Consider the following 14,555-nt stretch of genomic DNA (forward strand, 5'->3'; position numbering starts at 1 on the left):
ATTATAATGTATTTTCAATCAGCCATTCACCTAAGTTGCGAGTGGCTGCGTCGAAAGCGACCCCCACTTTGACTACTTCCCGTTCGTCGGCCGTATAAGGAATCAGATCGCCTCGATCGTCGATTTGCCGGATCGCCTCTTCCGCCGTACCTCTCAGCTTGAACTCGAATACGTAGATGTAGCGAGGAGTTTTTACGATGGCATCGGCACGTCCTTGGGCCGAACGTACCTCGGCCTCGGTGAATTGCCCTAGTAGCTTGAATACGATGTAGAAGACCACTTGGTAATGACGCTCGGTCCGGTCGTTCAACTCGTAAGGGATATCGGCGAAGAAAGCCTTTAGGCGGGTGAGGAAAGCCTCGGCGTTTCCGTTCTCCAGCTCTTGGATGAACTTCCCGATATAAAAAGGAGTCTCGGTTTCCGGTAAATGCGCATAAATGGAGGCGACAAAATTCAAAAATCCATATTTAACTTCCTCATTCGGGTATCCTAACGTATATAACCGGAAACGTTCATCGTAACTTTTAATCGTCAAATATCCACTTTGATAAATCAGGGGAACCGGGTTATTGATGTTCGCCCGATCGTCCGAAAGGGATACCTCGGATACCTCGATCCCGTCCAGCTCCCGTATATCGTAATTCGTTTTCCGTAACATCTCCGCCAAGAATGTCGGGGTACCGGAAGCAAACCAATAGTCGTAAAAGACCTGTTTACTCAACACGTTCAATATGCTAAACGGGTTATAAAGGGCGATACCGCTGCGGAAATCAAAATGGTAGCCGTCGTACCGGCGTGTAATTTTCTCGATGGTACCTTCGTATGAAAGCTTATTCGCTTCGGTCAAGGCATGAAGCTCCGGCTGGAAAGTCGCCTCGATCTCGGGCAATGTCATGCCACAAAGGGCCGCGTATTGCGGGGCTAGGCTGATGTCGTTCAAATGATTCAGGTTGCTAAAAATACCGACTTGCGCGAACTTGGTGACACCGGTTATGAATACGAAGCGCAGCCAAGGATCGGCATCTTTGAGGACCGTATAGAAGGCGGTCAATAATTCCCGGAACTCGTTCTGTAGCTCTTCGTTGTGCAGGTTCCTAAGTAATGGCTTATCGTACTCGTCGATCAGTACGACCACCTTCCTTCCGGTTATCTCCGCCGCCCTTCGTATGATGGTCATGAACCGTCCGGAATAGGTGATACCCTCTCCTCCGGTATCATATATTTTTTCCCATTCCCTCAACTGGCGTTCCAGCATATTCTCCAATGCCTTGCGGCTATCGTACAACTCGGCGTTGAGGCTGAAATGAAGTACCGGATGCTCTTTCCACTCGGTCTCTAGTTTCTCTATGGCTAATCCCCGGAACAATTCTTTCTTCCCCTCGAAATAAGCCTTGAATGTCGATAGCAGCAAGCTTTTCCCGAATCGCCGGGGGCGGCTTAGGAAATAAGGGACACCTTGGTATGCCATTTGATAAATGAACTTGGTCTTGTCAACATACAAATAGTTCTCTGTACGTAGTTTGTCAAAACTCTGTATGCCTATCGGTAATTTTCGGACGATATTTCCCATAGCCTTATCTGTTTAATTTACACAAATGTAGGTATTTTTTCCAAGGAGGCAAATAGATCGAAAAAAACACGTACGTCTTTTTCCGGAAACACGTACATGTTTTTTGAAAAAGACGTACATGTTTTTCCGGAAAGTCTTTCGTACCTTTGCGGGCTGATACAAACAAGAAGGAAAATGGATTATATCGCTCATACATTGCCGAATGGACTTCGCATGGTACATCTCCCGGTTAATTCCCCGGTCTCTTACTGCGGTTTCGCCGTGAACGCCGGTACACGGGATGAGAACGAGGATGAGTTTGGCTTGGCGCATTTCGTTGAACACATGATCTTCAAAGGTACGGAGAAACGGAAAGCGTGGCATATCCTGAACCGTATGGAGAACGTAGGAGGGGAGTTGAATGCCTATACTACGAAGGAAGAGACCTTTGTTTATTCCATTTTTATGGAGGAGGATTTCGGCCGGGCGTTTGAGCTATTGACCGATCTGGTTTTCCATTCCCAATTCCCCAAACAGGAGATCGAGAAGGAGGTAGATGTCATCTTGGATGAGATCAATTCGTATGAGGATAGTCCTTCGGAACTTATATTCGACGAGTTTGAGAACTTGCTTTATAAGGGTCATGCCCTCGGGCATAATATCTTAGGGGATGAGGAATCTCTTCTTCGCTTTGACTCCGAGTCCGGTCGTTCTTTCATGCGTCGTTTCTACGCCCCGGAGAATATGGTGTTCTTCTCGATGGGACGAAAAGACTTCAAGAAGATCTTGAAATCAGCGGAATCCGCTTTAAGCGATATCTCTTTCCCTATGGCTGAACGGATCCGGAAAGCTCCGGACCCCATCGAGGCTTGCGTACGCCAGATCCATAAAGATACCCATCAAGCCCATGTACTGATCGGTGGCCGGGCTTTCAGTATGCACGATAAAAAGCGCATTCCTTTATTTTTGTTGAATAATATTTTGGGTGGTCCGGGCATGAATAACCGCTTGAATGTCTCCTTGCGGGAAAAGCATGGCTTGGTCTATAACGTAGAATCCAATATAACCTCTTATACCGATACCGGACTAGCCAGTATCTATTTCGGGACAGACCCGAAGAACCGTGAGAAAGCGATGCGTTTGGTGCATAAGGAATTAGCCCGTTTACGTGACGTAAAACTGTCCGCCACTCAATTAGCCGCCGCCAAGAAGCAGGTAATCGGTCAACTGGGTGTGTCGGGCGATAACCGGGAGGGCCTTTTCCTTGGCTTAGGAAAAAGCTACCTCCATTACAACCGTTACGATACTCTCCCCGAGGTTTTTGCCCAGATCGAGAAACTGACCGCCGAGCAAATCCTAGACGTGGCGAATGAGGTGTTCGCTCCGGAACGGTTGTTTTGCTTAATCTATGATTAAAACGTCAGTTGCAGCCATCGGGACAAGAATACGTCATACACTTGATACCAGCTATTTCGCAAATCCTCTTCCTTGAAGATCATCTCTTTGTCCAACAAAGCCTCTAGCGCCCGCTTGGAATTAGCGGGTGTGCCGATCTTGTATTTGGCGAGAAAGGCTTTAGACTGGGGCTGGAACACTCGCTCTTCTTTCGCGATGGCTATCAGCAATTGCCATTGTACCGGGCTTAGCAATCGTCTGTATTGGATATAGGTAGCTTGTTGGGAAGACAAGAGGTCGCTACAAATGTTTCTTACATCTTCTTCTTGGATGCGTTTTAAGGAAGACGCATATAAATGATTACATAATGTTTGGGTATAATAAGTATGAGTGCGTGTCCACGTGAGAAGAAAATGAATGGCTTCGTCACTAATCTCACGATTTGACTCTGTAAATTTATTCTTGATGAAAGTAGCGTAAAAGTTATTGGGAATGGCGGCTAGCGGCATCATTTGCGTACTGGAGAAGAACGGGCGTTTGGCACTGTTGAACAGTTCGTTCATCATATGCTTGTTGCTGCCGCTGAAAATAAACCGTACATTCTTCAGTTGCTGGATATAGGAGCGTAATAATGCTTCCGTATTGGTTTCCGGGTAGTTGGCTATTTGTTGAAACTCGTCGATAGCGATCAATATTCTTCGATCTTGGGTTTCCAGAAACTGGAAAATGGCCGCCAAGGTTTTCTCGGCACCTTTTTGTTCGGTAAACTCAAAACTGATTTCCGGTTGTCCTGTTAGCGCATCGTAAGAAAGGATCGGATGGAAACCTTTCAGTAGATCCAGAAAGCGTTTCCCAATACTTTTCTGCTCCGGGATTTGCTGCAAAATGGCTTGTGACAAACTTTCCGTAAATTCCTTTATGGACTGACTCGCATAGATATCATTCCGTTTTCCACGAATTTCCTCAAGGATGAAAGTTCCTCTTCCCGGTCGCAAAAATATTCTCTCCCCATATAACCTGTTGTAGGAAATGGATTTACTTTAGAAGTTGCCATGTCTTATACGCTTTTGTTTGCTTACAAAGATAACGAAAATATCATACAAAATGTATCATACAAAATGTATGATGCGTTTTCTCCCGATTATCCGATGAGTGGCTAGCGAGGATTATGGAACTTATGCTCAAATCCCGGGCTTATGTTTTGTTGCCAGCCTGTAGCCTACCTTGGGTATAGTGGTTAGTTCCAGGGTATCGTCTTCGGACAGGTACTTGCGGAGTTTCGCCATGAAATTATTCAAGCTTTGTTCGTTCGTATAGCCATCCTCCCAGAGTTCCTGCTCCATTTCTTGTCGGCTGATGGTTTCATCCGGATGATTGGCGAGGAGTGTCAATAATTTACCCTCGGATAGGGTGAGCCTCTTTACGATTTGTTCTCCTTTCATCAGGATATAGTCTTGCGTATAGAGAGTGAGCTGTCCTATCTGTAGGAAGGAAGCATGCGATGAGGTATTTGTATGTCTCTTGATATAAGCCACTAACTCATCAATCTCGAAAGGTTTCTTCAGATATGCGATCCCTCCGGCATCCAATGCCTGCGTCACAAAAGAGCTTTCGGTATGCGACGATACGAAAAGGATGGGTATATCCGGTAAGATAAGCCTCAATTCGGGTGTAGCTTCGATACCATTCTTTTGCCCGATCTCTACATCCAGTATGAGGATATCCGGACATAATTCTTTAATGACAGATCGGATGGCTACAAGGGATGTCTGGTAATAAGTCTCATAGCCAAGACTATCCAATGCTACCGTAACGACATTTCCCAATGCTATATCATCATCGATGAATAAGACTTTTATTTTTCCCATGATCGATTGTTTTTCTTGATTTATTGAAGTGGGACCGTAAAGGTGAATAGGCTACCTTTATTTTCCTCGCTGCTTACCTTTATCTCCCCTTGATGCTCCTCTATAATATATTTGGCTTGCGCCAAGCCGATTCCATATCCTCTTCGGAGTTTATCCTCGTCGCGAGGAACTTGGTAGAATTGGGTGAACAACTTTTTCTGGTGTTGAGGAGCGATTCCCCAGCCATTGTCTTTCACGGAAACGGCGAGTATCTGCTCCTTTGTCTCCATTGTCACCGTCACTTCCACCTCCTCGTCCGAGTATTTCAAGGCGTTCTCCAGCAGGTTCCGTATGACGTTGTCTATGTACATCTTGTCGGCCGGTACGGTGAAGCCCTCCGGCAATTGATTTATGATATGGATATGTTCGTATTTCTCCGGATAGAGAAATGCCAATTCCTGTTTGTTTTTCTCCACTAGCTTCGGGACATCCACCCTCGTTTTATTGAGAACGATCCGGTGCTCGTCTTTCCGGGCGATTACCAGCAGCGATTCGATCGTATATACCAGATGCTTTACGCCGGAAAGCCCGGTCTCTATCATTTTTCTCTTTTGCGGATCATTCTCGGTGGCCTTGAACCAGCTTAACATCGTGACCACGCTATTTAGTGGGGACTTTAAGTCGTGGATGGTACCGTTTATTGTGGCTTTTCGCTTACGTAATAGCTCATTCTGCCGTTTAATCTCTATCAATTGGATGGCCAAACATATGAAAGTAACCAACATGATACATAAAGAGGTGATCAAATCCCATAATTGATGCCAGACAAATTCAAACCAGGGAATGGCCGCTTTAACCTGTAAGAATACATGTCCCTTGGTTCCTATTGGAAATAGCTCTGAGACATAATTCCACGATTTCTTTCCGCTATACCCGACAGAATCGATGGCTAACGTATCCTTATCATATTGTACGATACGATAGGCTAAATTTGGGGGGATAGAATCAGAGAAGATATGGTTAAGGGTATCTAAGTTTAAAGGATTTCCTTCGCTAAAGGCCATATCTTGACGTAGCTGCCCTATCATTTCTCCAACACTTGTGCCTATATTCTGTGTTCTGGCTTGATCTATATTGATCGTATCCCCTGGTTTGGTTATCTTTAATAGGCTATCCCTTTCTTGGGGAGTCATGTCTTCTAATCTTTTATATGTTATAAGACGTTTATCAGTTGATTTAGGAACTAATTTTCGTAGATGAAGCTCCTCGTCAATAGCGATCAGTAAATGATTATTTATCATGATTATTTCTTTTTTCTTATAATTATTATATAGGTTATTCGTGTAACCTATTTGTATACAGGTAATTGCAGTCATGGCTATTAGTGTTATATAATAGAATTTTTTCATCTTATAATTGATTTGATTACGCAAATATAACCAAAGAGTTTGAAAATAATGATATAAATATTATGTTTTCGTTATAAATGATTTGTTTGAAAACCTCTTCCTTTACATTATGAACAAAGAACAGAGAATATGGAAAATTTGAAATTTAAAAAACTTACAGAATTTGAGTTATCTCAGATTCGTGGAGGGGAATGGGTAAATGTGGATGGAGAATGGATATGGATAGAAGATCATGTTATTGATGACATAGGCTATCCGATTAAGAGCCAAAATTATTTAGGTGATTTTTGATTTACCGGTAATTTATAAATAGAAACAGAACCTATCTGTATAACATAGGAGCGAATTCCGAAAAGCTTATGAGTAGGACGAAAATCTAATTTGAAGAGACATGGAAACAAAACACATGACTGTAGGGCTTTTTGAAGCAATCGACAATGAGTCTTTAGAATTGCTTAAAGGCGGGAAGGCCAGAATTCTGAAAACAGAGTTTGAGGTCGCGAAGGATGGTGATGGGTCTGTCATCGGCAACTGTTGTAATGGGAAAAAAGATGACGAAAAGGAGTCGTAATTTGTAATCCATTTTATGGCGTATGTGGAAATAATACATGTAAATATTAATTAAATTCCATGGGTTGAGGAACGTGCTTTGAATCCATGGAATTTTATATAGAATAAATTATGAAAGATGAATTGACTATAAATCAAAATTATGTACTAAGAAAAGGGCTTGATGATCAGTATTCATTATATAATAAGTCTATTCAAAAACGTTATGAACTCTCATACAAGCTATTCTTTATTCTAAATTTATTTAGACATTCGTCCCTTTCTTTGGGATACGTGAAAGAAAAATTCGAGAATATGGGTATCAATATGGATGATTTTTTGGTTTTTCTGAGAAATCCGGAGTTCATAGACTTATTAGTTCCGACAAAGGAATCATTTTGTATACCTGATTTTTATAAAGATAAGAAGAATTTGTCACCATTGACAGAAATAAGTCCAGGACGAATAGATTTTGTTATTACTAAACATTGCAACTTAGCTTGCAAACATTGTTTTGAAGGAGCTTCTCCAAAATTTGGGATACGAGAATATGGTATAGATGTATTTTCCCGCATTTTCAGTGAATTTGATAGGATTAATTTGAAAACTTTGAAAATAACGGGAGGAGAACCTTTCACGGTACCTAATTTTGATCAGATTCTTCTTGAATTATCTAAAAGGCATTTTGAGACAATTGTTTTGACTAATGGTATGCTAATAAAGGATAGAGATATTGAAATCCTCCGGTTGGGTGATATCCATTTAGGGATTTCATTGGATGGATTGGATAGTGAGACTCATGATTTCACTAGGGGAAAGGGAGCTTTTGATGTAATTTCTCGGCAACTATTGAGATTGAGAGATGCAGGTGTTAAATTTGGAATAACTTGCTCTATTAATAAAAGAAACTTTTATCAAATACGGGATATGATTTCTTTTACATTAGATTTCTTGAGAGCAGAGGTCTTGTTCTTGAATTGTTTGCGTCCCGTAGGAAGAGCTGGTGATAATAAAAATTTGTTTTTGAGTGAGGATGAGAGTCAAGAAGTATATAGAGTGTATAATGAAGCCCATAAGAAATATGGTCGTAGACTTGAATTGTCCGACGACCTTTCTTTGGTAGAAAAAGAAAAGAGTGATATTATCGCTTGTTCAGCGGGGAATAGTATTTTGGCTATGGATGAAAATCTTGATATATATCCATGTTTTTATGCTTTTGATCATGAGGAATATGTCATTGGAAATTTGTTACATGAAAGTATAGATGATATTTGGAGATCTTCTAAATTGGATAGATTCAGAGGAATAACTCGACTGAATGATTTGGATGATTGTCCAAAATGTCAGTTTAAAAAACAATGTGCATTGAAAAATTGTAGACTTAAGCCCGTCTTTGAGGGCAAGAAATTTACTTCCTCTGTCTCTTATTGCAAGCGAAACGCTTTAGAGATTTAATAATAATGATTAGATAATACAATATGAAAATGGGTGGGAAAGAAAAAAGATGGTTTTTGCTATTTTTTGCAGGTTGGTGGATGACTGTGTTCACTTTAGGGGCTCAGGCAATCTCAGGTACTTTGAAAGATAACAATAATGCCCCATTAAGTTATGCGAATGTGGTTGTTATGACTACAGATTCTTTTTTTGTGGATGGAGGGGTAAGTGATAAGGATGGAGGTTTTCTTATACCGGTTCCGTCTGATGATAATTATTTACTTAAGATATCATCTGTTGGTTTCCAAACTGTTTTTAGAAATTGTACGATTGGTTCCCTAGGCGTTATCGTGATCCCAGAGCAATCATTGGTGTTGGGAGAAGCGGTGGTTATAGCTCATCGTCCTGTATATGAATTGAAAAATGGGAAGTTAATTACAAATGTACAAAATTCCTTGCTGAGTAAAATAGGAACAGCTAGTGATGTGTTGAATCATATACCCGGTGTACAAGGTAAAGATGGTGCCTATTCCGTGTTTGGAAAAGGTACACCTTCTATTTATTTGAATGGACGCTTGGTTCGTGATTTGTCAGAACTGGAAAGGCTTGGATCGGAGAATATTGCTAGGGTTGAAGTGTTGAATAATCCAGGAGTCCAATATGATGCAAGTGTTAAAGCGGTTATACGAATTCGGACGGCTCGTCCGGTTGGTGAAGGGTTGGGGCTGGATGTACGTTCCCGTGTGGAACAGTCGCATAAGTCCGGACTCATGGAGCAATTTAATCTCAAATATAGCAAAAATGGATTAGACCTATTTGGGGGATTCGCTTATACATTGCGGAATTTTTATCAAGAAAGTACGTTAGAGCAGATTACATGCTTAGATACGTTGTGGCGACAAAATTATACGTTTGATACGGATTATAAGCGGCATATTTATGACGGGAATATTGGGATTAACAATCAGTTTAATGAAAGGCATTCGGCAGGAGTCCGCTATTCAATCAATGCTATGCCTAAAAACTCGAAAGTGTCTTTTGTGAGGAGTCAGGTATATGCGAATGAGAGTCAGTACGACTACTGGGAGAATAACAGTCGGACAAATGAACGTAGAGGTCCTAAACAACAATTAAATGCTTATTATACAGGAATGATCGGGAAATTAAATATTGATTTTAACGCAGATTTATTATGGAATAAAGATTATGCAGAGGATTATGCAGAGGAGAGTAGCTTACATTTTGATGATCGTGCAATTTGTTCTTTTTCAGATAATTCAGTTCATTTATTTGCTGCTAAACTAATCTTATCCCATCCTTTATGGGGGGGGGATTTCTCATTTGGAGGTGAATTTGCAAGCATGAAAAAAAACGAGTATTATAAAAATGAGGAAGCTATATTACCAAGTACGGGTAATGTGGCAAAGGAGAAGACGGAAACGGCTTTCTTGGATTATACTCGTTCTTGGGGAAATCTGGATGTTTCTGCGGGAGTTCGATATGAGCATGTGAATTATTCTTTCCAAGATAAGTTTTCCGGAGATTCAGATCTTAGGCGGACTTATGATAACTTGTTTCCTTTTGTTTCTTTGTCTTATCCTATAGGACGAGTTCAAAGCCAGTTGAGCTATTCAGAGAAAATCCATCGTCCGGACTATGGGGATTTAAGTAATAATATTGTATATATAAATCGTTTTTCCTATAAAGGTGGAAATCCAAAGTTACAGCCGGAGATTATTCATAGTTTGAGATTGGATTTATCTTATCAGTGGGTTCAACTATCTTTGGATTATCAACGATTCAACGATGTAATATTGAATGTGGCAGATCCTTATGATAAGGATCCAAGAATAGTGTTCGTAACCTATCGTAACGAAGGACAGCTGGATTGTTTGAACGCATCCCTCTCTTTATCTCCTAAAATTGGTCTTTGGGAGCCAATGGCATATATAGGGCTTAGGAAACAATGGTTCGATACTCCTTGGATGGACGGTTTCAAAGCTATGAATAAGCCGATGTTGATGTTTAACTTCAATAATGCGTTTAGTTTGCCAAAAGGTTTTGTGGTGCGTGCTGATTTCTCTTATCAGACAAAAGGTGCATCACAAAATTATATATTAAATCAGACAGGGGAAATTGATTTAAGTTTACGGAAATCATTTTTGCAGGATCGTTTGAGCTTTAATCTCCAATGGTTTGATGTAGGGCATTTAAGCCGACAGAATATAGATTTGTATAGTGGTATCAATACTGCCTATCAAAGAGCTAAATTGGATAGTGAGTCTGTCAGGCTAACAGTTCGGTTTAAATTTAATATGGGACGAAATAAATACAAAGGTTCGGGAGCAGGACAAGACGTTATAAACAGATTGTAAATAAATATTCTTATGCGTAGTTTCCCTTTCTATCGACAACACGATGCGATGCAGTGTGGTATCGCATGCTTACGGATGATTTGTGCCTTTTTGGGGAAGAATTATTCGATAGATTCTCTCTCTAAGATATGCTTTGCCAGTAAGGACGGTGTATCCTTACTGGGCATTAGCGAGGCGGCAGGTGAATTAGGCTTGAAAACAACTTGCGGAAAAATGTCTATCGATCAGTTAGCGAAAGTTGAGTTACCTGTGATCTTACATTGGAACCAGAATCATTTTGTAGTTCTTTACAAGATCAAATCCAGAAAAGGGAGGAAAAGTGTTTACTACGTGGCGGACCCGGGAAATGGTCTGATGCAATATCAGGAGAAGGATTTTGTGGATCGTTGGATAACGGTCCGCTCGAAAGGAGAGGATAAGGGAGTTGCCATGATCATACAGCCTACGCCTGCTTTTTATCAACAAGAATCTACTCAGGCTGCGGGAAAACGTACTTTCGCTTTTTTGCTTGGTTATTTCAAGCAATTCAAATATTATTTCGGACAGATTATCTTAGGGTTGATTGTAGGCTGCGTTTTGCAGCTAATCTTTCCCTTCTTGACACAAGCGATTGTTGATGTGGGTATCACACATAAGGATTTGAGCTTTATCTGGCTAATCTTGCTTGGACAACTTACCCTTATTTTCAGCCAAACGATCTTGGATTTTATCCAGCGATGGATCTTGCTCCATATCAGCATGCGCATCAATATATCCCTTATCTCGGATTTCTTTATTAAGTTACTAAAGCTCCCGATGGGTTTTTTCGATACAAAGTTGATGGGAGACTTGATACAACGGATGGGTGATCATAAGCGGGTGGAGCAATTTCTCACAACTCAGTCATTGACGGTTTTGTTCTCGTTTTTGACATTTGTTGTTTTCGGGATCGTACTATTGATATATGATAAGATGATATTTCTGATTTTCGTGATGGGGAGCGTGTTGTACGGCGTATGGATCGCATTTTTCTTGCGTAAGCGTAAGGTGCTGGATTATGAACTATTCGAGAAACAGGCGGAGAATAATAATAAGACTTACCAGTTCATCACCACTATGCAGGAGATCAAGTTGCAGGATTGCGAGCAACGTCGCCGTTGGGAGTGGGAGGATGTACAGGCTGGATTATTTCATTTGCAAATGCGTAGCTTGAAGTTGAAACAGGCACAAGAGGCCGGTGGAGTATGTATTACCCAAGTGAAGAATATCTTGATAACGATTTTGGCAGCTACCTCCGTGTTGGAGGGACAGATGACCTTGGGTATGATGCTGGCGGTACAATATATTATTGGGCAGTTGAACAGGCCGGTTGAACAATTGATGAACTTCATTTATGCGTCTCAAGATGTGAAGATCAGCTTGGATCGTATCAATGAGATCCATGCGCAAATGAATGAGGAGGACCATTCCGACTCTTTGGCTACTTATCCGGATGATAACCGGGATTTGTCTTTTCGGAATGTCGATTTTAAGTATGATCCGCACAGTCTCCGAAAGACGATAGATGATGTGAGTTTTACGATTCCCGGAGGGAAGGTGACCGCTATTGTCGGTACCAGTGGCAGTGGTAAAACTACGTTGATTAAATTGTTATTAGGTTATTATCCGGTATCAGGAGGGAAGATCTGTATCGGGAATACCCCAATTAGTGAGTTGAATCTGAAATGGTGGCGGCGTCAATGCGGTGTCGTTATGCAGGATGGGGTTGTTTTTTCTGAATCGATCGCACGAAATATTGCCGTGGATGATGGAGAGATTGATGCGGGGCGGTTACTCCGGGCCGTAGACATATCGAATATAAAAAGTTTTATTATGAGACTGCCATTGAAATACAATACACAAATCGGTCCGGATGGTGTTGGGCTTAGTCAAGGACAGAAACAACGTATCTTGATAGCTAGGGCTGTTTATAAAAATCCGGAATATATTTTCTTGGATGAAGCCACTAATGCGTTGGATGCCGAGAACGAGCGGGTTATCGTGGGGAACTTGAATGATTTTTATAGAGGTAAGACCGTAGTTGTTGTCGCTCATCGGCTGAGTACCGTGAAAAATGCGGATCAGATCATTGTGATTGATAACGGGAAAATCGTTGAGGTTGGGAATCACAAATCATTGTGTGAAAAACGTGGTGCTTATTATAATTTAGTGGAGAATCAATTGGAATTAGGGTCTTGAGAATGAGAAATGTATATACGTATGGCAGAGTATGATAATATAGAGTTGCGTAGTGAGAAGGTACAGGAGATAATTGGTAAGGCTCCAGGTGGAATCGTGCGTGACGGCATCGGGATGTTGACAACAGTGCTTGTCTGTTTAGCGTTGGTAGCATGCTTTATACCTTATCCGGAGAATGTGACGGTGAGTGTTTTTGTTACACAGGTAGATGAGCGGTATGTGGAAGTGACGGCACTTGTACCTTACCGGTTTATCACGAAAGTTCATAAAGGTATGTCGGCCGATATTGAGTTTGAAGGGTACGCCTCATCAGAGTATGGATTATTGAAAGCGGAAATAGAAGGGTTAGAAGATTCTATTGTTACGGTATCGGGAGACAACTTCTTCTCTACGAAGCTTATTATAGAAAAAAAGGATATAGAGCTATACCACTTACAAGTAAAGATGAAAGGCACAGCTTCAATTTTACTTTCAAAAAGAAGTTTGATCGATATGTTTTCTTAGATTTTATGAACGATTGAACTTTATAATCTTAGCAAGCGGGATATTATCTTTTATTTATTATGGAACCTATACCCAACTCCCAACATCAAGTTATTCGGATTATGGAACTTGTGCAGTTGGTATCCGACATGCAGGAATAAATTTCGTGTAACCGATACCTTGAGGGCTAGGATCTGGTATAATCCTTTCAGGTCGCCTTTGTTGTAAAATAAATTATGTCCGACTCCTATATTGATCGAGAAGAATGGCATCGTGAACTCGCCACGGGCGGAGAGGCCGATACCGATTTGCTCGTGTAGGGGCGGGCGGTAGAATCGGGGTTCTTCGCCGACTTGGATGATCTCGTCGGAATAAATATTCGCGCTTTCGTCATATTGGCCGTCTAGGGAGATACCTGCTTTTAGGAACCGGTTGAATTTGTACATCGGGTTGAGGTTGAATCCGAGGATACCGAAATGACCGGGAAAGATATGAGCCTCGTCGCCAAGCATAACCCCCTTAGCACGGGTCGCGCCGTATAGGATGACATCGTAACTGACACGTTGCCAAAAGCTAGAGAGGTACAACTGATTTTCAGGTAAGGAACGTGCGGTACCTATCTCATGATGGCTTTCCTCGATAGGATTGAGCGTGTAGACGAGTCCGATCCGGCCACCAATCGTATTCAATCCCGCATTCGGAAGATGAGTATTTCCGTTTGAGTAGTGCGTTAAATCCGCCCCGACAAGCAGGTTGCAATAACGGGATAGTTTCGCATTGAGGAAAAAGCCCAGATTGATATAGGCATTGATCTTAGAACCGATGATCTTATTGCGGTAATTATTGTTATCATCATACGGATGCCAACCAAATGAGGCTCCGAAATTCCACTCATAATCGAAGGATAGCCGGGAAGAGATCTTGGCGATGCGGGAGCTTTGGAAAACATATGCCGCCCAAGGATTACCTACTTCCTGCCGATTGCCAAAGGTATTATAAGAAACGCCTATTCCTTGGTAAGTGTGCGGATAGAGCTGGCCCTCCTTAGAGTTCGGATTCTGTTGGAACCCGTATTTCAAATGGAATGAAGCCGCCTTACGTAAAGTAAGCCCGTTTCCATAGCCATCATCTTTCAGGAATTTGCTAGTCGGGGCGACATACGAGGGACGTACGTCGAATCCAATTTTGTGGATTAGGGATTTATTATCATCTTGAGCTTTTACCGTACAGGTCCATATCATCATGACCGCTATGTAAAAGCTTATCATCTTGCTTTTTATCATACTTCAATACGTTT

12 protein-coding genes are annotated in these 14,555 nt (G+C 41.5%); 7 read left to right on the top strand and 5 right to left on the bottom strand.

The features are described 5' to 3' along the window. Nucleotide 1 precedes the first annotated feature (1 nt). On the bottom strand, nucleotides 2-1,570 hold the full coding sequence (locus DWX84_RS15960) for an ATP-binding protein (protein ID WP_048926897.1): 1,569 nt from the start codon (nucleotides 1,568-1,570) through the stop codon (nucleotides 2-4). Nucleotides 1,571-1,744: 174 nt separating this feature from the next. Between DWX84_RS15960 and DWX84_RS15965 the strand changes: the two genes are divergently transcribed. Then, on the top strand, nucleotides 1,745-2,965 hold the full coding sequence (locus DWX84_RS15965) for a pitrilysin family protein (RefSeq protein ID WP_048926896.1): 1,221 nt from the start codon (nucleotides 1,745-1,747) through the stop codon (nucleotides 2,963-2,965). On the opposite strand, the gene DWX84_RS15970 is transcribed toward DWX84_RS15965, so the two are convergent. From DWX84_RS15970 to DWX84_RS15980, 3 genes are all read right to left on the bottom strand, one after another. Next, nucleotides 2,962-3,939 carry an ATP-binding protein gene (locus DWX84_RS15970; protein ID WP_121961345.1) on the bottom strand — a complete coding sequence of 326 codons (978 nt, stop codon included), beginning with the start codon at nucleotides 3,937-3,939 and terminating at the stop codon, nucleotides 2,962-2,964. The genes DWX84_RS15965 and DWX84_RS15970 overlap by 4 nt on opposite strands. A 186-nt stretch (nucleotides 3,940-4,125) precedes the next feature. Next, complete coding sequence (locus DWX84_RS15975) at nucleotides 4,126-4,812, bottom strand: response regulator transcription factor (RefSeq protein WP_048926895.1); 687 nt, start codon at nucleotides 4,810-4,812, stop codon at nucleotides 4,126-4,128. A gap of 20 nt (nucleotides 4,813-4,832) precedes the next feature. After that, nucleotides 4,833-6,092 carry a sensor histidine kinase KdpD gene (locus DWX84_RS15980; RefSeq protein WP_229040573.1) on the bottom strand — a complete coding sequence of 420 codons (1,260 nt, stop codon included), beginning with the start codon at nucleotides 6,090-6,092 and terminating at the stop codon, nucleotides 4,833-4,835. A gap of 237 nt (nucleotides 6,093-6,329) precedes the next feature. Here DWX84_RS15980 and DWX84_RS15985 point away from each other — a divergent pair, with 237 nt between their 5' ends. From DWX84_RS15985 to DWX84_RS16005, 6 genes are all read left to right on the top strand, one after another. After that, nucleotides 6,330-6,491 carry a bacteriocin gene (locus tag DWX84_RS15985; protein ID WP_008778879.1) on the top strand — a complete coding sequence of 54 codons (162 nt, stop codon included), beginning with the start codon at nucleotides 6,330-6,332 and terminating at the stop codon, nucleotides 6,489-6,491. 100 nt (nucleotides 6,492-6,591) lie between these two features. Further along, the gene (locus DWX84_RS21435) at nucleotides 6,592-6,771 is read left to right on the top strand and encodes a hypothetical protein (protein WP_129984287.1); all 180 of its coding nucleotides are present in this window, start codon (nucleotides 6,592-6,594) and stop codon (nucleotides 6,769-6,771) included. 110 nt (nucleotides 6,772-6,881) lie between these two features. Further along, a complete protein-coding gene (locus DWX84_RS15990; protein ID WP_048926893.1) occupies nucleotides 6,882-8,204 on the top strand; it encodes a radical SAM/SPASM domain-containing protein in 1,323 nt (440 codons plus the stop codon). A 29-nt stretch (nucleotides 8,205-8,233) separates the two neighbouring features. Further along, nucleotides 8,234-10,558, top strand: a complete 2,325-nt coding sequence (locus DWX84_RS15995) for an outer membrane beta-barrel family protein (RefSeq protein ID WP_158556954.1) — start codon at nucleotides 8,234-8,236, stop codon at nucleotides 10,556-10,558. A 12-nt stretch (nucleotides 10,559-10,570) separates the two neighbouring features. Next, on the top strand, nucleotides 10,571-12,775 hold the full coding sequence (locus tag DWX84_RS16000) for a peptidase domain-containing ABC transporter (protein ID WP_008778874.1): 2,205 nt from the start codon (nucleotides 10,571-10,573) through the stop codon (nucleotides 12,773-12,775). A 21-nt stretch (nucleotides 12,776-12,796) separates the two neighbouring features. Further along, on the top strand, nucleotides 12,797-13,279 hold the full coding sequence (locus DWX84_RS16005; RefSeq protein WP_034526594.1) for a hypothetical protein: 483 nt from the start codon (nucleotides 12,797-12,799) through the stop codon (nucleotides 13,277-13,279). A gap of 50 nt (nucleotides 13,280-13,329) precedes the next feature. Here DWX84_RS16005 and DWX84_RS16010 read toward each other — a convergent pair whose 3' ends face one another. Further along, on the bottom strand, nucleotides 13,330-14,541 hold the full coding sequence (locus DWX84_RS16010; RefSeq protein ID WP_048926890.1) for an acyloxyacyl hydrolase: 1,212 nt from the start codon (nucleotides 14,539-14,541) through the stop codon (nucleotides 13,330-13,332). Nucleotides 14,542-14,555 lie beyond the last annotated feature (14 nt).

The sequence above is a fragment of the Parabacteroides sp. AF21-43 genome, from assembly GCF_003635435.1.
GTDB lineage: Bacteria > Bacteroidota > Bacteroidia > Bacteroidales > Tannerellaceae > Parabacteroides > Parabacteroides distasonis.

Bases quoted from the DNA above. Each gene is read 5' to 3' on its own strand.
- DWX84_RS15960 (WP_048926897.1), bottom strand. From the start codon at position 1,570: ATGGGAAATATCGTCCGAAAATTACCGATAGGCATACAGAGTTTTGAC.
- DWX84_RS15965 (WP_048926896.1), top strand. From the start codon at position 1,745: ATGGATTATATCGCTCATACATTGCCGAATGGACTTCGCATGGTACAT.
- DWX84_RS15975 (WP_048926895.1), bottom strand. From the start codon at position 4,812: ATGGGAAAAATAAAAGTCTTATTCATCGATGATGATATAGCATTGGGA.
- DWX84_RS15980 (WP_229040573.1), bottom strand. From the start codon at position 6,092: ATGATAAATAATCATTTACTGATCGCTATTGACGAGGAGCTTCATCTA.
- DWX84_RS15985 (WP_008778879.1), top strand. From the start codon at position 6,330: ATGGAAAATTTGAAATTTAAAAAACTTACAGAATTTGAGTTATCTCAG.
- DWX84_RS21435 (WP_129984287.1), top strand. From the start codon at position 6,592: ATGGAAACAAAACACATGACTGTAGGGCTTTTTGAAGCAATCGACAAT.
- DWX84_RS15990 (WP_048926893.1), top strand. From the start codon at position 6,882: ATGAAAGATGAATTGACTATAAATCAAAATTATGTACTAAGAAAAGGG.
- DWX84_RS15995 (WP_158556954.1), top strand. From the start codon at position 8,234: ATGGGTGGGAAAGAAAAAAGATGGTTTTTGCTATTTTTTGCAGGTTGG.
- DWX84_RS16000 (WP_008778874.1), top strand. From the start codon at position 10,571: ATGCGTAGTTTCCCTTTCTATCGACAACACGATGCGATGCAGTGTGGT.
- DWX84_RS16005 (WP_034526594.1), top strand. From the start codon at position 12,797: ATGGCAGAGTATGATAATATAGAGTTGCGTAGTGAGAAGGTACAGGAG.
- DWX84_RS16010 (WP_048926890.1), bottom strand. From the start codon at position 14,541: ATGATAAAAAGCAAGATGATAAGCTTTTACATAGCGGTCATGATGATA.